Here is an 18,699-nt window from a genome sequence, read left to right as displayed (position 1 = left end):
GCGCGCCCTCCATACCCCCACCACGTCCCCCTTCGCGCCGGGGACAACAGAGGGATTTCTTTAGAGATCATTATCCCCTCTCTCCCTGTGATGACCCCAGTCGTCCCCGCTCCCGTCCGGCACCCCCGTCGTCCGCCACGGGGGACAACGGAGAGCTTTTTTATAGAAATCATTTCCCCCTCGTCCTGTAATGTCCCTTGTTGTCCCCGGAGTGGCTTAGCCCCCCCTTCGGTTTCTACATGGGCCTTTTCCACTCATCGACTTCCGAGGGGTCCATGTGCGGCCCGTATCGGTCGACCAGGGATGCCCAGCCTTTATCTCGTACCCGACGGGCCACGATTCCCTCCATCGCGGACAGGGCGGTCGCGTCGAGCTGATAGCGGCGAATCTTCTGGCCCGAGATCTTCAGGGTTCCGGCCGCCGTGAGAGCGAGACCAAGGAGACCAAGCATCTGCCCCAGCTGCTGGACCGGCTTCTTCAGGATGTCGGATCGCACCTCGAACCCAAGCAGGGTCTCCAGCGGCCCCTTGTTGTCGATCATGAAGCGCGCGAAGGTCTGCAGGTCACGGGCGTCGAGCATCGCTTCGGCGTCGAACGATCCCGCAACGCGTCCTTCCGACACCAGCCGCCACGCATCGGGGGGCGGAGCCAGCCGGCCCGCCTCGCCCTCGGTCGCAGCCAGCGGGAGCGGATCGTGCCGGTGCTCCCGCCAAAACGGCGTCAGCCGCAGAAGCCGCACGAGGACCGGCGCGAGGTCCTGCCGGTCGTCGCCGATGAAGCTCAGGTTCTTGTGCATCGGCTCCAGCGGGTTCACCGGGACGGACTCAGGCGGGAGGCGGGTGACCTCCTGGATCAGGCGGATCTCCTGTCGACCCCGGCCGCCGCGGTCGAGCCGGACCAGTGCCGGTGACGCCTCGGCGCGGTAGAACAGCTCCAGACCAGTGCGCTCGTAGGAGTTGCGGGTCGCCTCGCCGATGACGGCGCCGGCCTCGAGTGCCTTTCGGACCTGTTCGAAGTCGGGCCGCGCCAGGACTGACGCGCCCATGATCCGGGCCTCGAGCTCCTCGCCGGCCAGAGCTTCTCCGTGCTTCAAGGCAGCGTGACCGTCGACGCTGCGGTCGAGGTTCTTGCCGACGTGGACGATGGTGCATCCCTGAGCTTGCTTGTAGCGGATGTAGTTGCCGCGCAGGTCGTTCTGCGAGGCGCGCTGGGCCGACTTGACGAGGACCGCCGCCTCGATCAGCGGATCGTCCTCGATGAAGCGTGGCTTGCCGTCGTCGAAGCCCTCCAGCATGTCCTTGTACAGCCCAGCCCGCAGGATGTCTTGCCGCACCACGTCACGATGCGTCTCGAAGTTGAAGCGGCGGGGCGTGATCCAGATCTTGACACATCCGGGATGACGGACGCGGGCAAGCTGCTGGTCGAAGTCGAGGTGCGTGTTGACCTTCGGCTCGCAGAAGCCGTACACGGCATCGACGAGCTTGGCGTTGTTGTGGAAGGTGATGTCTACCCCGGTGCCGAGCGAGGGCGAGCAGAGGATGGCGTCATAGGTTGCTGCCTGCCCGGCGGCGTTCGCCACGAAGTCCTGCACCTCGGCGCACGAGCCGGTGTCAGCCGTGATTTTGATCAACCGCCTGCTGTCACCGAACCGCTGGCGCACGATCGGCTCGAGCTTGTCGATCAGGTTCTTCGAGTTCGCGGTTACGAAGCAGCGCTTGCCCTCCTCGATAGCCTGCAGCAGGTCGGCGATGAGGTGATTCTTGTTCTGATAAAGCTCGATCACCTCTCCCGGGGCCGCAGGCGTTTCGTTGATCCAGAGATGGATCGGCTTCTGCGGCTTCCAGTCCCCGTTCGCACTCCGCTGGCTGACCATGCGGGCGAGGGTGTTGTAAGTCAGGTAGCCGAGGTCGGCATCGAGAGCGACGATGTACTTCGCCTGTCGCACTCTCTCTGCGAAGAGCTTGTAGATGCGGTCCTGGTTGCCGCGCGATACGATCGTTTTCGAGAATAGGTGGGCGAACACCTGCTCGGATTCGTCGATGACGAGGAGATCGAAGCCGTCCGGATGGTGGATCTGAGGCAGGCTGTCGAGGCAGATCCCATAGCGCCGGGGCGTCTTGCGCTTCCTAGGTTTGTGGCACGGCTTCCTGATCGTCGTGTTCTTCCTATTGGTCATCCTCGTCCTCCCACAGGAAGTCATCCAGAGAAGTTGCGTCGCTGCTTGGATGACTGTGGGGCAGGGCGGCCTTCTTGCTCACGTCGAGGTAGCAGACGAAGCTCATCCGCTTGCAGCTGCCCCGGATGAGCGTGCGCCGATGACCTACGAGCAGAGCCGTTTTCACGCGCGCAGCCAACCGCTTCACAGCTTCGGTCTTGCCGCTGCCCTTTTTGCTCCGCACGAGCGTGATCCCGGGCAGCAGTTCGTTGGGAGCGGGTCGTCCAGAGACGAGGTGCACACTGCTCCCGGTGAGGGGCTCAGGGGTGAGCTGATCCAGGCTCGGCGAGGCGTCCGCTTCGGGCCGGGAGGCCGCTGCGGCAGCTGCGACAGCCTGGGCCGCCTTGACGAAGTCGTCCGGATCGTAGTCGTCAGGTCGATGGTCAACCGGCCAGAAGCTCTTCGCGCAAGTCGAGCAGAAGACGCCCAGTACGCCATGACGATTCTGGACGACGTACGCGCTCGGGTTCTCGTCCGGGTGGACGGGGCAGTGCACGACCGACCGCGGCAGGGCATCGCACAGCAGCATCGGCCGCCCGTCGGCCAGCCGCAGCTCCTGATCGCGGGGGAGCTTGACGACCGAGCGGCGGCTGACGATCTCCTGGGCCGGAAGGTCAGTGTTGTCAGGCAGGGCAGCGTCAGCGATCAACTCACGCAGGAGTTCGAGACCGACCTGGCCGTCGATGCGATGCACCTGCGCGTTGCGGTTGCCGAAGCTGATTCTGGTGGGGTCGGTCGCCGCCATATCGCCGCCGAGGCACCGCGTCAGGCCACGGTTGATCGCTCTCATCCGGCGCGGAGAGGTGATTTTCTCGGGCAATAGGAAGACGACACGAAAGCGGTGGGCGTTCGAGCTGTGCCGTACCGTCGTGTAGAGCAGGAGGGCATGCTGCCGGACGAAGGGGTTGGCGAGCGCCTCCTCGACCGTGAGGCCGTAGTCGACATCGACGGAGGCGACGTTGCAGGCCAGGAAGTTGCTCCCCTTGCGGGAGCCTCCGAGCTGCGCGCAGTAGGCCCAGCCGCGCTGGGTGACTGCGGCAATGAACTCATCGGGGGTGACCTCGGCGTTCACCCAGCCGTGAGCGAAGAGTGATGCATTGCCGGCCTCATTCTTGTCGATGAGATCTGGATTGAGGGCGATCTTCAGCTTCCGCTCGAGATTCGTCATGGGGCATCCTTGTCGGAAAACTGGGTTCTCCGGCTTCTTGTGGTGTGTTAGGACTAGGCACGTCAGACCGCAGGCTCCGGCATGCGGATCCTAGCCGTCTCACAAGCTTGACGGTGCTCGAGCGCCTTCTGTCCAACAGGTTAGGCAGATGAGCGCGCGGTACCGTCCCTGACTAGTCCGGCCATTAAGACGCGGGCTGACTCGGGATGGTTGTAAGATGACGTCGCGCTCCTCGGTGTCAAGTACTAGTGAGAATAATTTTTGAACATCAAAACACAAAAGAAAGAGTGTGTGAGTCTCTCAACGAAAAAGAGGCGATGAACTAATCGAAGAGGCTCTACGAAAGACTGCTTCAGAGGGAAAGGCTCTATCTCGGAAAGGGACAGCCTCCCTGTGAGAAGGTGAATGTCGAAGGAAGAGGCGCGCCCAGAGCCTCTCGCGAAGAGGCACTGGCTCCCAAAAAGGCTCGCGCGATGGCAGACATAGGCTCCTCCGGAACAAGGCTCGTTATATCCCTCCCATCACGGGACCCGGCTCCAGCTCATGTGTGCACACTGCGGATGCAGGCCCAGATGAGGTGCAGTGAGCTGCCGGTTCGCTTTTCCCACATCCCGGCACATGATTTTGCTTGGTTGAGCTGATCACACGGATAAGTAGATGAGTGGATCGCATGGTCCTGCTCGCGATGCACATAGAAACCGGGTCCGATCCCCGGGGCTTGTGGCGGCTCCGAACAGTCCACCGTCTCGTCGGCCTATCCAGAGAGGTCGGGGTGTCTGGCGTAGTCACCATGAGAAGGTCCGAAGGGACCAAGATGCTGGCAAATGACCAGCGCGTCACCCCCGAGTTCCCCGATAAGCTGGGGGTGGCCGCCGCCGTATCGACCTCTCCGGTCGAGTGAACGAGCACGTAACAGGGCAACACGTACGGCCTGTCCTGACCGCAAGGTGTGCTGATCGGGTGTATCTTTCCGGGACGCTAAGGCAGAGCCTGAGATCGAGCAGTTCGCCCAGGCAGGGTGAACTGTACCCTCCGAACACTCGGCAGCGTCGTGATTAGAACCACAAAGCAAGATCGCGAAGCGTCGGCCGAGCGTAGCGAGGCCGACCAAATGACCCCAGAGAGATTGATCCGCCACCTACGCGTTACGCGATGCAAGCGGCTGATCTCCTACTTGCTGTGCTCCGCTCCGCTCCGCACAGGCTCGCTGCGCTCGCTGTTCCATCTGGACGAGGACGTCACATGGTGGTGGCGGATTTATCATCGGTGTCACCCTGTCGGTTTTCATGGACCTGATAAAATCAGACCGCAGTGATCTACATGGGCCTGTTTTGGTTATGGCGTTCGTACGATCTCAACCTGTGTAGTTCGATTTTAGCTTTGCAAGAACAACCACAGTGACCATTCTCAATGAGTGTATTAACTCAATTCGATTCCGATATTAAAAACTGGGGGGTATGTAGCAGCGGCTCCCAAATGACATGATTTGCCCAAAAACAAACCGATTTAAAAGTATATTGGGAAAGTTAGTAAAACATAATGCGAGCATATTCAGCCGCAGCTGGAACGGAGAGGTGGAATGTCGAAACTGCATACCAAGGCTGGGACGCTACATATCAAAAAGCGCAAGCGGGCGCGCTCAGAACGACTTGTCACGTTTGGCGACCTACACTCGACGAAACGTAAGAGTGACAGTGCTCAGGCGCAGGTCGGCAATGGCGGAGGGATAGCGCACTCCAGCGACCCCAGTCCTAAGCCGGCGCAGCAAAGCTCGAGCAGCGAAGTCGTCATAAATCATGTACTCACATGATTATATCTCACGTGAATGCATCAAAGTAGAGAATTTGACCTCGCAACCTCGCTCTGCTAGTCACCGGTCCGACGGCGCGATGGACGGCAGCTATCCTCGTCATACAGCCTCGTACGAGCCGAACTCAGGGACCACCGACTAGGGCTCCTTCGACAACCATGATGAGCGCGTCGAGGTCGATCCGGCCGTTGATCACGACGAACTCGTCGTCGCGGATTTCGATCATCGGGGCATCCTCGCCCGCCTCAGCTTGACGGCGAAGCTCGGCTACAATCGCCTCGCGGATTGTGTTCTGGATGTTCATTGTGATCGCTGCTCCATGACGAACAAAGCGTACAAGCTCCTCCGTCTCCGATGGTTTCGGTGCTAACCCACATCCTGGTGATCCCCGGCAAGGTTGGCCACCTCTCCGCGCCTCGATCTTCGGGGGACGCACCGATACGTGGAAGCGGTCTCTGGCACATCGGCCCCGGGGTTGCCGGCCGGGGCGGCCGTGGGTGTCCCGGCAGACGAGACGTCGATCGTCCTTGTGGAGGATCGACCAAGCCTCCCGCTCTCAGTGCCGTCTCGGCCAGATCGCCGGGTCGTACCCGCAGCTGTCGGGGCTCGGTGCCCAGATCGTGCGCGAGCCGCGGACGCACTGGCCCAGTCGACATGCACACCAGGACTCCAGCCGTCCTCTTGCATCCGCTGCATGCACGCGCCGCCGCTAAGAGCGCCACCTCCGCCCCGCCGCTCCCGCTATTGATCCTAATTAGATCTGCTGAGTTGCGAGTGAGGCGCCGGCTCGAGACGTGCTATGATCCGACTTGTCGTCCTCACCATCGTCATGCTCGCGGCGGCTTCGCTGTCTTCTCGGAGCCAGCCGAATCAACTCCTCACGACCGAGGAGGCCCAGGTCGTCGTCGAGACGGTGGCACGCGGCCTCGATCATCCTTGGGGCCTCGCATTCCTGCCGGACGGGCGCATGCTGGTCACTCAACAGCCGGGTCGCCTGACCATCGTCTCCGTTGACGGACGAGTATCTCCCCCGCTCGCCGGCACACCGCGGGTGCACGGCGGCCTCATGGACGTGGCGCTTGATCCCGCCTTCTCCGAGAACCACCTCGTCTACCTGACCTATGTCGCGCCATGTGCGGGCGGCTGGGCCACGGCGGCTGGACGCGGCCGCCTCAACACAGCCGCTACAGCGCTGGACGACTTCCACGTCATCTTCCAGCAGCAGCCAGCCTCGCCGATCCAGGATCATTTCGGATCCCGCCTCGCCTTCACGCCGGACGGCAAGCTCTTCATCTCGATGGGTGACCGTGACGAACCTGATCGGGCCCAAGATCTCGCGACCGACATAGGCAAACTCATCCGCATCAATCCGGATGGGTCGGTGCCGCCCAACAATCCATTCGTGCGACATGCAGAGGGCCGGCCGGAGATCTGGTCCTACGGCCATCGGAACATTCAGGGCCTTGCGGTCCACTCAGACACCGGTGCCCTATGGGCAGGTGAGTTCGGGCCGACGGGCGGGGACGAGATCAACATCCCCGAGCCGGACTGCAACTACGGCTGGCCGCTGGTCAGCTGGGGCGACCACAAAGACGGGCGGCCAATCCCGAGGCCGACAACGCGGCCCGACCTTGCCGATGCCATCTACCACTGGACGCCTTCGGTTTCGTTCTCCGGGATGACATTCTACACAGGCTCCGCCCTGCCGGCTTGGCGTGGGAACCTGCTGCTTGCCGGACTTGCTTCACAGGCTCTGATTCGTCTGACGCTCGCGGGGTCACGTGTCACTGGCGAGGAGCGCATCCCCATGGGCGAGCGCATCCGTCATGTCGCCCAAGGGCCGGACGGTCTCCTCTACCTCCTCACCGACGAGAACGAGGGCCGGATCCTACGCGTTTCGCCAGCACATTGAGTTCAACCTCATCCACTATGACACTGCGCGGCAGCCAGAACTTCAGGCAGGCGAAGTACCGTATCCGAGCCGTCCGCACCCCGCGCGCGAACCCAGGCATTGGAAGGCGCGAACGATGAGCCAGCGGACGGATGGGTCGGTGTCGGTAACGAACTACCCCACTGAGGTTAGGCCCTCAGCGGAGCTGTCGAAGAGGAGCTCGCCGGATCGCTGATGAACGGTTCACCGCTCAGGTGCCGGTGTGCCAGCAGGCAAGGTTTGTCCGGGTCTGCGGCCCTAGTGCTGAACAGTTGAGCTCCCACTCGAGGATGAGAACCGCGCCACATGCGGCTCGAGGAAATCCCGTCACTCTCGAGTTGTCTAGCCATTCAACCCAGCAAACGAGCTATCCCACATAGTAATAGGCCAGATCTTAACATCCGTCGTTCGGATCCTGGCGACCCGAGATCTGGTTGGCGCCCACGTTGTTCATCGCACCCACCGTTTTGGGCGAGTCGGGCTGCTGACCGCCTGCCACGTTCTTGGTCGAGCGATCAGAGTTCGAGCTTGAGTCGTTCGTCGCGCGCTGCCCTTGGCTGGCCTGCTGCCCCTGCTGGGCCATGGTCGGCTTGCCCTCGGCCTGCAGCGTGACGTCAGCCGGGGACGTGGCTCGGCTAGCCGCAACGTAGTTCATCGCGCCCACGGTCTTAGGCGAGCTTGGCTGCTGACCGTCGGCGAGGTTCTTGGTTGAGCGATCGGCGTTGGAGCTGCTCGTGTTGGCAGTCGCGCACGGTCCGGCGAGCGTCGACGAGGCGGTGAGCACCAGGATGGTGGCTGCACCGAACAGGGATGAGGCTGTCCTCATGCGTTCCTCCACGGTTCTTCTCAACAAGGAAATTGCACTCGAAGATACCGGGTTCCCACGCGATGTAGATCGATCCAGCGTCTTTCGGATGCCAATTGGGGGTAGTTAGTCTGGAGGGTTCGCGTGCAAGAGTCTTGAGCGAGCCAACGGCAGGCCATCCGACGTAGGACTATGAGCTCGCTAGACAAGCTACGGAGAGCAGCATGCGAATCCGCGGCAGAACGATCCTCTGCTACTCCGGTTCCGAAACGACATATGAAATTATATGCGCCCTCGAGCGAAAGTGGCGGCTAAATTGTCTGCTCGACAGAGATTTATTGCTTCATGTAAATGCCATGCTGCCTCCCACGTGCTTTAGGCGGCATGCTCAACGTGGGAGGAGCACGCATGCTGCGGACACCTGAAACCTTCGAGGTTTTCTATCGCAAGGATAAGCCTGGTCTGCGCTGCGCTGTCCTTTCGGATCGGCCGAATCCGGCGTTTGTGCGCGGAGAGATGTGGGAGTACGGGGGCGCCGTTCACGCCGGCGAGCCGGTGCCCCCAGGGTTCAGGTTGAAACCGGTCAGGGAGGCGACGCGCCACACCGGCTACTACCTGTTCCACGTCTTAGCTGATTGAGAACCGTCTCAGCACTTCCACATGTCGGCGCCGGCCAAGCCTTAGGTGCCGAACTCGGGCTCTCCCCTGCTGTTCTCTTAAGAAGGCTCGCAGCTTTCGGGCTACTCTGCTGGAGGTGCGCTGCCATCAGCCCCGTTCGCCGCCGACATCAAGACCCTGGACGAGCTGTTCGTCCACGCTCTGCAGGATATCTACTGCGCCGAGAACCAAATCGCCAAGGCGAGTGATGCGCAGCTGAAACGGGGCTTCGAAATGCACCTGCGCGAGACGGCAGCCCAGATTAAACGCCTGGAGTAGGTGTTGCAGATGCACGGGCACTTCGTGACCAGGGTCATCGATAGGTGCCGTTGACGGGCATCCTGACAGATACATCAAACATAGTTTCTGGGCCAATAGCGGGAACAAGCAGGACGCAAGCGTATCCCTAAATATTGGTAAGTATATGCGCAAGTCTACATTATTTTTCGAGGCGACGTGCGCTTGATGCCACAGGCGGACACCAGAAGATAGCGCCAATCTAGGTCAATGCGCGATTCAGTGCCTGCTGCCAGATCTAGCGGTGAGGAGACACCTGCATGGCTGAGCACGACATTCGCACCTTCTCGATCAACTTCGGTCCGCAGCACCCGGCAGCGCACGGCGTACTGCGACTCGTCCTCGATCTCGACGGCGAGGTGGTGGAGCGCGTCGATCCCCACATCGGCCTCCTCCACCGCGGAACGGAGAAGTTTATCGAGTGCAAGCCTTACATGCAGACGATCCCCTACTTCGATCGCCTCGACTACGTTTCCCCAATGTCGATGGAGGAGACCTACGTCCTCGCTATCGAGAAGCTTGCAAACCTCGCAGTGCCCCGGCGCGCACAACTTATCCGCGTGCTCTTCCTCGAACTCACGCGCGTCTTGTCGCACCTGCTCAATGTGACCACGCAGGCAATGGACGTCGGTGCTCTTACGCCCCCACTCTGGGGCTTCGAGGAACGCGAGAAGCTGATGATCTTCTACGAGCGTGCCTCCGGCTCGCGCATGCACGCCAACTACTTCCGAGTCGGCGGCGTCCGCCAGGATGTGACGCCCTCGCTTCTCGACGACATCGAAGCTTGGTGCCACACCTTCCCGCGGGTGCTCGACGATCTCGACAGCCTCGTGATGGGCAACCGCATCTTCAAGCAGCGCACCGTCGATATCGGCATCGTCACCGCTGAGGAGGCACTGGCCTGGGGTTTCTCGGGCGTGATGGTACGCGGCTCCGGCGTACCGTGGGACCTGCGCAAGGCGCAGCCCTATGAGGTCTACGAGGAAATCGAGTTCGACGTCCCCGTCGGAAAGAACGGCGACACTTACGACCGCCAGGTGATCCGCATGGAGGAGATGCGCCAGAGCGTGCGCATCATGAAGCAGTGCGTCACCAAGTTGCGGGAGCCGGCCGGGAAGGGGCCGGTCCAGACCCTTGACGGCAAGTTCGTGCCGCCGCCGCGATCGGAGATGAAGCGCTCTATGGAGGCGATCATCCGCCACTTCAAGCTCTACACAGAGGGCTTCCACGTCCCGGCCGGCGAGGTCTACGTCGCCACCGAAGCGCCTAAAGGCGAGTTCGGTGTTTACCTGGTAGCGGATGGCACCAACAAGGCCTACCGTTGCAAGATCCGGTCGCCCTGCTTCGCCCACCTTCAGGCGATGGACTGGATGTGCCGCGGTCACATGCTGGCGGACGTCTCATGTGTGCTGGGAACCCTCGACATCGTCTTCGGAGAGGTAGACCGGTAAACCGGCCTTTCGTGAGGCGTGATCAAAGCGGGCCCTGACTTGGAAAGGATCGAAAGATGATCCCCGTGTATCGCCCGCGGATTGTGAGACGCCGATCTGCAGTTTCCACGGCCTGGGCCGCGGGTGAAAGCTGTGGGGCGCGACCGGCGGCTGAGAACGGTGCCCCTCAACCAGCCACAACTCGTTGTACGCCTCGCGGAACGCCAGCAGCGCCCGCGGAGGTACCCAACCGTGTCGAAGCGCTTCACCCACAGCACGTTCTCTTTGAGCGTGCAGATGAAGCGCTCGGCGAAGCCGTTCCCCTCCGGCGCACGCACGAAGGCGAGCGAACTCGCGATGCCCAGGAACGCCAGTTCCGCCTGGAAAGCATCCGACATGTATTGGCTGCCGTGGTCGTGCCGGACGCTCAGCACGCCGGCGGCCTTTGCGGCAAAGCCGCCGAAGCGCTGCCGCACTCCCTGGCGGATCAGCTCCAGCGCCTCAAAGCGCGTGATCCGGTGCGCCACATGCAGGCCCGCGCATTCGGCCGAGCGGTGGCCGACGGCCACGAACACCAGTTGCATCTGGCTAGAAGCATAGCACCTGCGTGGGGCGGATCTATTGCGAGTGAAAACATGGATTATGGATTAAATTGCCTAATTGTAACTTAAATCAAAGAGTGGATGAGACTCCCCTGATATCTTCATGCAATGTTAGCTGATCCGTCACCTGTGCTGGATCTCGTGATCTCGCAGCGGTCCTATATGACGTATACATCGTGGGCCTGGCCTTCGAGTCGGGTATCGAGCACCGTCTCCTCGCGGATGGCTTCGAGATTACTGTCGTTCTCATGATTCTCGGCGGCATCACCTGTGCGCTCTTCGGCCGTGGAGAGAGGGAGGAGCTGGGAAGGTGAGCGGGAATGTTCCGCCTGCTAGGCGTGGCCATCACTGCTGTCGGCGTGCCAATCACCGTGTGCCTTCTAGTGGCTTGATGATTTGACTACGTTACAGTCGGTGTCTCGTCTTCGAGAAAGGTGGGGCCTAGGTGATCGGCGCTTGCCCTAAGTGTTGCGATCGCCGCTGCGCGCATCAAAGAACGTATCCCGCGCGCCGTGCCGTGTTGCGGATTCTGAATTGAGCAGGTCTGGGACGACGCTATAATGCATCATTTAAGCAAGGGTGGCATGACGCATCCTGCAGTGTTGCTGGAGCAGAGCGAGGATTGGCCAGTTTCGCGCTGCTGCTAGTTGACGCTGTGATGTATCGCCTAAAGCGGTGATAATCTCTTTCTTTGCCTCACCATCCTGGCAGCCTGTCGAGGCCGGCGCTGTTGGTCACCGCGTTCGCTCAGCCTCATGTACATCGCTCAAATGGGCACGATCCTGACGCCCAGATTCGACCAACTAGCGGAGGCTTCATGAGTCGCTCTCTCGTCATCGCACGGGTTGGCCGGAAATCGCTTCACCGGTGCTGGACCGATGTGGGCAGGCCGCGAGAATGGGACCTCTACCTCTGTCCTTTCGAGGACATCGGCCCCCAGGATGACCTGAACTGCTATATCGGTGACGTCATACCCGGACCGAAATGGACCGGCCTCACGAAGTTGTTGAACGCATGGCCCGGTTGGCGCGATTATGACCAAATCTGGCTACCGGACGACGATATCCTCGCACGCCAGGATGATATTACCGCGATGTTCGGGGTCGGGCGTGCACTCGACTTTCATCTCTTCGCGCCGGCCCTCCACGAGGCCTCGCATTATGCCCATTTCATCGCGATGCGGAACACGAGCTTCTTCGCGAGGCAGGTCGGGTTCGTGGAGATCATGATCCCGTGCTTCCGCCGGACGGTTCTCGAGGAGCTCCTTCCCACCTTTGCACTCTCGGCGACAGGATGGGGTTTCGGCCTCGATGCAGCTTGGCCGAAGATCCTGAATTACGAACACATCGGCATTATCGATGGGGTTTCGGTTGTGCACACCCGTCCTGTCGGCGGGTTCAAGGATGCGGACTTACGACGCCGCGTGATGCAAGAGTCGGACGGCATCCTCGCCAAGTTCGCCTGCGAGCAGCGCCTGATCACGTTCGCCGGGATAGGGCCGGACCTCCGCGAAATCTCGCTTAGCCCGGAAGCGCTGCTTGTGGAACTCGTGCGCGGATGGGAATATCTGTTCGACGGATGCCCCGAGGCGTTGCGCTGGCTCTACGAGCAGCAGCGATGTCTTTTCTCGGACTCGCCTTACCCCATGTCCGGGCTGCCTACGAACCCAGGGTCTCGGTCGAAAAGTGGTTCATGAGTGCTCGGCGAGTAGGCTATCCGTCACCTGCGCGATGTCGTCCTCGACATCGCTTATCATTGTGCTCCTGCAATGAACTCGCTTCCATCTGCGTCGCCAATCTCGACGGCAGTGTCGGTTGAAGCTGTCCAGGTCAGCCCAAGAGGTTGGCAACGGTGCGGTGAACTCCGTGGGCTCGCAGCTGTCCCATCAAATCGGCGAGCTCGGTCCGGACAGTTTCGAGGCGGGGCAGCTCGCACCCGAAGACGTCCTCTAGCTGCAGGACCGATGTTGCGAGGCGGCCGAGATCATCGCCTGACGCCTCGCTCAGGCGGGTCAGCTCGCCGGCGAGCGGATCCTCCATTGCCTGAGCCGGTCCGGAAGCTCCGGAGGCGCAGCAAATCCAGGCAGCGATGGCGAGCAGCGTACAGGAGACGGGACGGCCAGCCCGGAGGTTGTCACGCAAGGAGGCGAGTAGCCGCGGTTGCAGCTTCTGCGAGCCGTTCCGGCCGACGCGGCTGAGCTGATGTGCGATGTTGGGATTGCGCCAGCGCTCAAGGAGCTGGTGGGCGTAGGCTTCGATGTCGTGTCCGCTCGGTGGCAGGGTAGGCATCTGCTCCTGGAGCATGAAGCGGCGAGCGTAGTCGGCAAAAAGCGGATCCGCCACGAAGGACGCGACCGTTCCCAGGCCAGCCAGCGTCCCAAGATATGCGATGGCCATGTGGGTGCCGTTCAACAGCCGCAGCTTCGACGCCTCCCAGGGAGCAACATCGGTCACGAACTCAGCGCCGCCCGCCTCCCAGAGTGGCCGAGGCCCCTCGAACGCTTCAATCACCCATTGTCTAAACGGTTCGGCCGAAACGGCGGCGTCATCTCCTAACCCGAGCAGCGCGGTCGCATCGGCCGCGTCCAGCACGGTCGCAGCCGGTACGATCCGGTCCACCATGGAGCTGGGAAACTGGACGGCATGAGCAATCCAGTTCGCCAAGCCGTCGTCCCGCAGCGCGGCGTAGTCCACCGCGGCTTGGCGCAACGTGCGGCCGTTGCTCTCGAGGTTGTCGCAGGACATCACCGCGGGTGGGCGTCGCCCCGCCTTGCGCACCTCGGCCAAGCCACTCACCAGCACGCCCAGCGCGCTGCTCGGCGTGCCAGAGTGCAGATCCCGCTGGATAGCGGGGTGGTCGGGGCAGATGCGGCCGCTCGAGGGGTGCAGGCAGTAGGCGGAGGCGGTGATCGTGAGAGTCACGAGCTGGATCGCTGGATCCGTAAAGCGGGCCAATACGGCAGCTGGAGCATCCGGCACGAACACGACCTCCCGCACCGTGCCGACAATCTCAGCCCGAACTTCATCGGGTCCCCGCTCGAGCACGGTGTAGAGACCATCCTGCGGATGAAGCGTGTTGCGCGCGACGGGACGGACCAGGCTGGTTGCGACGATGCCCCACGGCGCCGGCTCCGGACCCGGCGCCGCCTCGATAGCGCGCTGGGTGAAGACGGCTTGGTGTGCGCGATGGAACGCCCCGCAGCCCAGGTGCAGGATTCCCGGTCGAAGTGCCGCGACCTCAAAGCCCGGACGGCGCACGGTCCGCGGAACGCAGCCCAGCTTGCGGAGTGATAATCTCGGTGGCGGAAGCGTGGCGGCGCTTGGGTCGAGGGGGAGACCAGATGCTACAGGCTTCAGATTGGATAGATCAGCCACATCTGTACTCCCGCCTGCAGCACCGTCAGACGGCCAAATGATGGGAACAACTAATCGCTTCTCGCAAAAAAAGGTTCTGACTCGTTCGTCGGAATTTTTGCATTAATCGATTTATGTTAATTTACATAGTGCCTAATTTAATCATGTTAATACAAACATAGATCAATACTCGGCGTTGATCGATAGGTGCTTATCGCAGCGCAAAAAGTCCACGGCTCATCAGAGTCGTACATCCGATGGCCCAGCTATCGGTTCACCGACCGGCCCCTGTTGAAGGTTGGTACCTCCTCGGGGCTCGCCTCAAGGCTGCGCAACGCAGAGACGGGCAGACCCGAGCACGGGTGGGTCGCGTCATGCGCATTCCACGCGCCGGAATCGTCTCAAGATCACCACGATTCCGTTCCACTTGCGCCCAGTCGGGGCATGCCACCTGGCACGCTCGCGACGCGCCCACGGGCCGACGGCTCAGTCGACCATCGAGGACATCGGAATGTGAGTTCGTTCGCCTGTCTGAGGCGCCGCGCCGAGCAGTTGATGGCCTCGACCCTCAGACCTCACAGCATGGGTCATTCAGGCACCTCATTGGTGACAGCTTGCGGCGAAGAGACCCGTGCAACCCGCGGTCGCGCAGGTCATCGGAGCCGTTTGGCTGGCCAACTCGAGTGTAGCCGAGGCCCATCGGGGCTTCGAATATCACTGATTTTATTTTGGAATGAAGGTCAATTTCGTCGTGCTCACACGATCGTTGTCGCATCTGCTTGAGGCTATATCGATATCAGCATAATTTAAGATTTTGTTTACCAATCCCTTCGAAAGCTCGAAAGACGCCTTCTGGGCTCACGGGTGAAACCGCCGCCTGATTCATGCGCTCCATCCACATCTGACACGCGCTCCAAACCAGCGATCATCAAGGAAACGACCACGTGCCTGGTCACAGCCAGTTCCGACTGCTTACGCTCCATTACAGCCTCTACCAACTCTCGGTCGCGCTCGCGGGCGGCTTCGTAGGAGCCTACCTGCTGAAGCTCGGCTTCAGCTTGCCCGCTGCGCTGTCCGCCTACGCTGCCCTGCTGTCGATGCGCTTCGGCCTCCGCTTCATCTCACTGAGCATCGTTCGACGGGTCGGCTACCAGGCCGCTATCGTGCTCGGCACCATTCTGGTTGCTGCCCAGTTCCTCCCCCTCATGGGCGCGGACAAGCCGTACTGGCTGGTTGCCTGGTTGCTCGTGGTATCACTCGCGGAGTCCCTCTACTGGCCAGTCTACCATGCTGCTGCGGCCGTCACAGGCGGCGAGGCTCGGGGTCGGGAGGTTGGGATCAGGGCCGCGGCCGGCGCGCTGGCCAACGTGCTAGGTCCACTGGCGGGTGGCGCTCTCCTCGAACACTTCGGACCAGCAGTGGATTTCGCAATCGCCGCCTTGATCTCGATGATGTCGGTTGCCCCGCTGCTCGCCCTTAAAGGGATCGCAGGCGGTCCGGTTCCGAGCATCCGGGAGTCGGTGCGATCCATCGATCGCTCAGGCTTCGCTACCTTCGCGGCCGATGGCTGGATGGCATCCGGCTTGGCTATTGCTTGGCCGATGACGCTCTTCCTCTCACTCGACTTGCATTTTGCTGCCTTCGGCGTGGCAAATGCGGCGGCAGGCGTAATGGGCGCAGTGACCGGTCTCCTGTGCGGCAGTGCCATTGATCGCGGTGGGCGCGACCGCTGCCTTGCCCTGGTTTCATGTGCGCTGGTGGCAGGCTTCATCCTGCGCACCTGTGCAACCTGGTCCCCTCTCGCGGCGACGCTTGCTAACGCCAGTGGGGCGGCGGTTCAGGGCCTATACGTGCCTGTGCTGATGACCGTGATCTACGACAGTGCGAAGCAATCCGGGGCCGCCTACCGCTTCAACTTCGCAGCAGAGGCCGGCTGGGACATAGGAGCTGCATCCGGCTGCTTGGCCGCAGCCCTTGTGGCGGGCCTCACGCAGGTGCCATCCTTGGCGGTGCTTCCGGCGGTGCTCGGCGTTGGGGTATTCTATCACTGCGTCCGCGGACAGAGCCATCCGCTACGGCGCCCGCTTGGCCTTAACGACGAGGTCTCGGCCGCCTGAGGTGCCTCGATCCTCACACCGGCCTTCGGCTGCTGCGCTGGGCTGCAGGTGGTGACCCTGGCCGTCAGCGGCAGCGCGCGCCCGAGCACGCGCACGCCCGAGGCAGGCTTCGCGCGGCGGATCACCTCGACCGAGTCGGGACGCGCGCATCCGCTCCTGGAGGAGCGACACGCGTCCTACGACGCACCCGCGATCCACACCGACGAGGTCGGGGCACTGCCGGCCAGGGTCACGCTGCTGGCTAGCAAAGGCGTCACCGCCGTACAGGCCGCCGAGAGACATGGGCGGGGCAGAGTTCACGTTCCCAGAAGTGTGCGTTGCCATACGCTCCCTGCTGCTCTGGGACCGACCAGGAACGTCGTAAAGCCACACGGGTTGGTAGAGATATCCGCTACTTTCGAGACACACATGACCACAAAACCGCCGCCCGTCCCACCTGCCAACCGGTCCAACAAGGGTCCGGGAAGCGCCACCTCAGCGCCGCTCACGGAGGGCCAGGGCGGGTCTCAGACTCAGAATCCGGACAAGATCGGACAAGCAGGGAACTCGAAGGTCAACACCGTTCACCAGGGCTATCAGCAGGATCGATGAGCACCTCCAAGAAGACGAGCGCCGCCAATCGCCACCATGGTGGCCCCGGCAGCAGCCACCAGGACTCCTCGAAGCCCCAGCCAGAGGAGCATGGCAAGTCCGCCACGGGCGGATCGACCAATCCCGACACCTCGACCATCTCCGGCGGAGGCGGTGAGCGGGATGCCCATCATCGTCACAGCAACATGAAGGGCCTCGCCCCGGATCGTTCCGACCGCTCGCACTGAGGGACCACATGGCAAACGCAAACAAACATAAGATCGGTCCCGGTGCGCAGGGCAAGCGTGACGGGTCTGGTGCGATGACCGACTTGCCAGAGGGCATTCTCCCCGACAACATGGTCCTGAGCAATCGGGACAAGTCGCGTCACACCGACCAGCGCGGCCTGGATAGCAAGACCGTCCAAACAGAGCAGTACCAGGATCACTCCGCCAACCGACAGATCGATATTGAGCTTACGGATGACGGCAATACAAGCGGCTTCGCGAGTTCGATGACCGATGAGTCGGGCGAGCAGAGTAGCCTCAAAAGTCGCAGTTCATAGGCCCTCATTGCTTCCAGTGCGCCATAGCGTCTGTGTAGACCGGCACGCCCTTCGGCGTCCATGGTCGTAATTTCCAGCGGGTCGTTGTGAGTTCGGCGCTTCCGGCGCGGTGTCACGGCTAGCTGACCCTGGTGGCTCACTTAGTGGAGCGAGCCGCCTGAGACTACCGGGCGGATCAGATAGAAGGGCATGATGATGCGAGACATTCACGAGGGCGCTCTACAATCTCACGACTCGGCATCGTGAGTGGGGCTGCGGTGAGGGTCGTCATCATGGTCGCGGGTGGCTGGCTGGTGTGCCACAATCCGCCATCCGCCACGCCTTCAGCTTAGGCACTTCAAACGCGTAGTACAAGTGGACACACAAGGCTGCGGCCTTATCTGTATTGGATCAAGCTCGATGGGGTACAAAACTGATATCCCGCCACACCTGTCAGCTCAGCGTGGCGACACTCCTGCTCCCGTTGATGCCCCAAACCCAAACACAGCAATGCTGAAGGGCGACATCGACTCAGGCCGCAGCGGGGATAAGGTCGAGGTGTTTGATCCTGGCATGGCGATGCTCGGGACCTGTGAGGAAGCGGGCGGCAACGCGCTTTCGCCGAAGGACATCACCCGAGCCCGTTTCGCCGAAATCAAGGAGCGGTGGCGTCTCTCCCCTCGCAGGCCGGGTTACGCTCACAATCACTATGATCCGACACTTGCCTTATACATTGGGTTTATAGGTGCTGCCGGATTGGGGGTCTCTGCTGCAATCTGGTTTATCAAAGTCGGAATATGAGCTGATTTAATATTGATAATTCCCTTCGTGTTGGGCAGTTCGAGTAAGTTGCTCCTAACGACTGCCACAGGGCTAAAATAGCAGCAGACCAACTTGGAAGACGAGATGGCCGCGGCGACATATGTGCGTATGTCCCCCGCCTCTGCCTTGACCGAAACTATCACCCCGTGGCGTAGCGTGCCCCACCTTTGTTCCCAGCGCGTCGCACGAAGGGTAACTTGATGCAGGCGAGACACGCCGGATCCACTGAAGGCCCCTACGCTGCCACATCTTGCCGGTTGAGTCCTTTGCAGCGGCTTACGTCCGCAGACCTCCGGCGACCTTGTCATTGCCCTGTGAGCGCCCGTGATCGGCCCCCACGAGGTGGTCCAAGTTCAAAGTTAGTGCAGTGTCGGCGTTT

Annotated in this window: 16 protein-coding genes and 2 pseudogenes; 12 read left to right on the top strand and 6 right to left on the bottom strand. The window is 61.6% G+C overall.

What is annotated here, in order from left to right; genetic code table 11:
- Nucleotides 1-235: 235 nt before the first annotated feature.
- Nucleotides 236-2,176, bottom strand: a complete 1,941-nt coding sequence (locus MFF64_RS29205; protein ID WP_238193024.1) for a plasmid replication protein, CyRepA1 family — start codon at nt 2,174-2,176, stop codon at nt 236-238.
- Nucleotides 2,166-3,383, bottom strand: a complete 1,218-nt coding sequence (locus MFF64_RS29200) for a hypothetical protein (protein ID WP_238193023.1) — start codon at nt 3,381-3,383, stop codon at nt 2,166-2,168. The genes MFF64_RS29205 and MFF64_RS29200 overlap by 11 nt, the downstream gene beginning before the upstream one ends.
- A 670-nt stretch (nt 3,384-4,053) precedes the next feature.
- Here MFF64_RS29200 and MFF64_RS29195 point away from each other — a divergent pair.
- Nucleotides 4,054-4,284 (top strand): hypothetical protein, encoded by a 231-nt coding sequence (locus MFF64_RS29195; protein WP_238193022.1) that lies wholly within the window; start codon nt 4,054-4,056, stop codon nt 4,282-4,284.
- A 1,033-nt stretch (nt 4,285-5,317) separates the two neighbouring features.
- Here MFF64_RS29195 and MFF64_RS29190 read toward each other — a convergent pair.
- On the bottom strand, nt 5,318-5,497 hold the full coding sequence (locus MFF64_RS29190; protein WP_238193021.1) for a hypothetical protein: 180 nt from the start codon (nt 5,495-5,497) through the stop codon (nt 5,318-5,320).
- Between the two features lie 495 nt (nt 5,498-5,992).
- Here MFF64_RS29190 and MFF64_RS29185 point away from each other — a divergent pair, with 495 nt between their 5' ends.
- Nucleotides 5,993-7,105 (top strand): PQQ-dependent sugar dehydrogenase, encoded by a 1,113-nt coding sequence (locus MFF64_RS29185; RefSeq protein ID WP_238193020.1) that lies wholly within the window; start codon nt 5,993-5,995, stop codon nt 7,103-7,105.
- Between the two features lie 412 nt (nt 7,106-7,517).
- Here MFF64_RS29185 and MFF64_RS29180 read toward each other — a convergent pair whose 3' ends face one another.
- On the bottom strand, nt 7,518-7,949 hold the full coding sequence (locus MFF64_RS29180; protein WP_238193019.1) for a hypothetical protein: 432 nt from the start codon (nt 7,947-7,949) through the stop codon (nt 7,518-7,520).
- Between the two features lie 387 nt (nt 7,950-8,336).
- On the opposite strand from MFF64_RS29180, the gene MFF64_RS29175 reads away from it, so the two are divergent.
- The 3 genes and pseudogenes from MFF64_RS29175 to MFF64_RS29165 all read left to right on the top strand — a co-directional run bounded on the left by MFF64_RS29175 (nt 8,337) and on the right by MFF64_RS29165 (nt 10,333).
- Nucleotides 8,337-8,567: a hypothetical protein gene (locus MFF64_RS29175; RefSeq protein ID WP_238193018.1), complete on the top strand. Its 231-nt coding sequence runs from the start codon at nt 8,337-8,339 to the stop codon at nt 8,565-8,567.
- A gap of 120 nt (nt 8,568-8,687) precedes the next feature.
- Nucleotides 8,688-8,861: pseudogene (locus MFF64_RS29170) on the top strand (DUF892 family protein); the annotation flags it as partial.
- Nucleotides 8,862-9,142: 281 nt separating this feature from the next.
- Nucleotides 9,143-10,333, top strand: coding sequence for an NADH-quinone oxidoreductase subunit D (locus MFF64_RS29165; RefSeq protein ID WP_099902158.1), 1,191 nt, complete (start codon nt 9,143-9,145; stop codon nt 10,331-10,333).
- Between the two features lie 106 nt (nt 10,334-10,439).
- On the opposite strand, the pseudogene MFF64_RS29160 reads toward MFF64_RS29165, so the two are convergent.
- Nucleotides 10,440-10,887: pseudogene (locus MFF64_RS29160) on the bottom strand (transposase family protein); the annotation flags it as partial.
- 203 nt (nt 10,888-11,090) lie between these two features.
- Here MFF64_RS29160 and MFF64_RS29155 point away from each other — a divergent pair.
- Nucleotides 11,091-11,228 (top strand): hypothetical protein, encoded by a 138-nt coding sequence (locus MFF64_RS29155; protein WP_238193017.1) that lies wholly within the window; start codon nt 11,091-11,093, stop codon nt 11,226-11,228.
- Between the two features lie 503 nt (nt 11,229-11,731).
- Nucleotides 11,732-12,610, top strand: a complete 879-nt coding sequence (locus MFF64_RS29150; RefSeq protein WP_238193016.1) for a hypothetical protein — start codon at nt 11,732-11,734, stop codon at nt 12,608-12,610.
- Nucleotides 12,611-12,743: 133 nt separating this feature from the next.
- Here MFF64_RS29150 and MFF64_RS29145 read toward each other — a convergent pair whose 3' ends face one another.
- Nucleotides 12,744-14,171, bottom strand: a complete 1,428-nt coding sequence (locus MFF64_RS29145) for a mannitol dehydrogenase family protein (RefSeq protein ID WP_238193015.1) — start codon at nt 14,169-14,171, stop codon at nt 12,744-12,746.
- Nucleotides 14,172-15,211: 1,040 nt separating this feature from the next.
- On the opposite strand from MFF64_RS29145, the gene MFF64_RS29140 reads away from it, so the two are divergent.
- The 5 genes from MFF64_RS29140 (at nt 15,212) to MFF64_RS29120 (ending at nt 18,299) form a co-directional block, all read left to right on the top strand.
- Nucleotides 15,212-16,384, top strand: a complete 1,173-nt coding sequence (locus tag MFF64_RS29140; RefSeq protein ID WP_238193014.1) for an MFS transporter — start codon at nt 15,212-15,214, stop codon at nt 16,382-16,384.
- A gap of 408 nt (nt 16,385-16,792) precedes the next feature.
- Nucleotides 16,793-16,975, top strand: coding sequence for a hypothetical protein (locus MFF64_RS29135; RefSeq protein WP_238193053.1), 183 nt, complete (start codon nt 16,793-16,795; stop codon nt 16,973-16,975).
- On the top strand, nt 16,972-17,202 hold the full coding sequence (locus MFF64_RS29130) for a hypothetical protein (protein WP_238193013.1): 231 nt from the start codon (nt 16,972-16,974) through the stop codon (nt 17,200-17,202). The genes MFF64_RS29135 and MFF64_RS29130 overlap by 4 nt, the downstream gene beginning before the upstream one ends.
- Nucleotides 17,203-17,210: 8 nt before the next feature.
- Entirely contained in the window at nt 17,211-17,519 is a 309-nt protein-coding gene (locus MFF64_RS29125) for a hypothetical protein (protein ID WP_238193012.1), read from the top strand.
- A gap of 489 nt (nt 17,520-18,008) precedes the next feature.
- The gene (locus MFF64_RS29120; protein ID WP_238193011.1) at nt 18,009-18,299 is read left to right on the top strand and encodes a hypothetical protein; all 291 of its coding nucleotides are present in this window, start codon (nt 18,009-18,011) and stop codon (nt 18,297-18,299) included.
- Nucleotides 18,300-18,699: the final 400 nt, after the last annotated feature.

It is taken from the genome of Methylobacterium frigidaeris (assembly GCF_022179185.1).
Lineage (GTDB): Bacteria > Pseudomonadota > Alphaproteobacteria > Rhizobiales > Beijerinckiaceae > Methylobacterium > Methylobacterium frigidaeris.
The sequence above is the reverse complement of the archived record's forward strand: the minus strand, read 5'-3'. Positions and strand labels throughout refer to the sequence as shown.

Excerpts from the sequence above, each read along its gene's own strand:
- MFF64_RS29130 (WP_238193013.1), top strand. The coding sequence starts at position 16,972 with ATGAGCACCTCCAAGAAGACGAGCGCCGCCAATCGCCACCATGGTGGC.
- MFF64_RS29150 (WP_238193016.1), top strand. The coding sequence starts at position 11,732 with ATGAGTCGCTCTCTCGTCATCGCACGGGTTGGCCGGAAATCGCTTCAC.
- MFF64_RS29180 (WP_238193019.1), bottom strand. The coding sequence starts at position 7,949 with ATGAGGACAGCCTCATCCCTGTTCGGTGCAGCCACCATCCTGGTGCTC.
- MFF64_RS29165 (WP_099902158.1), top strand. The coding sequence starts at position 9,143 with ATGGCTGAGCACGACATTCGCACCTTCTCGATCAACTTCGGTCCGCAG.
- MFF64_RS29175 (WP_238193018.1), top strand. The coding sequence starts at position 8,337 with ATGCTGCGGACACCTGAAACCTTCGAGGTTTTCTATCGCAAGGATAAG.
- MFF64_RS29135 (WP_238193053.1), top strand. The coding sequence starts at position 16,793 with ATGACCACAAAACCGCCGCCCGTCCCACCTGCCAACCGGTCCAACAAG.
- MFF64_RS29200 (WP_238193023.1), bottom strand. The coding sequence starts at position 3,383 with ATGACGAATCTCGAGCGGAAGCTGAAGATCGCCCTCAATCCAGATCTC.
- MFF64_RS29185 (WP_238193020.1), top strand. The coding sequence starts at position 5,993 with ATGATCCGACTTGTCGTCCTCACCATCGTCATGCTCGCGGCGGCTTCG.
- MFF64_RS29205 (WP_238193024.1), bottom strand. The coding sequence starts at position 2,176 with ATGACCAATAGGAAGAACACGACGATCAGGAAGCCGTGCCACAAACCT.
- MFF64_RS29190 (WP_238193021.1), bottom strand. The coding sequence starts at position 5,497 with ATGAACATCCAGAACACAATCCGCGAGGCGATTGTAGCCGAGCTTCGC.
- MFF64_RS29195 (WP_238193022.1), top strand. The coding sequence starts at position 4,054 with ATGGTCCTGCTCGCGATGCACATAGAAACCGGGTCCGATCCCCGGGGC.
- MFF64_RS29120 (WP_238193011.1), top strand. The coding sequence starts at position 18,009 with ATGCTGAAGGGCGACATCGACTCAGGCCGCAGCGGGGATAAGGTCGAG.
- MFF64_RS29125 (WP_238193012.1), top strand. The coding sequence starts at position 17,211 with ATGGCAAACGCAAACAAACATAAGATCGGTCCCGGTGCGCAGGGCAAG.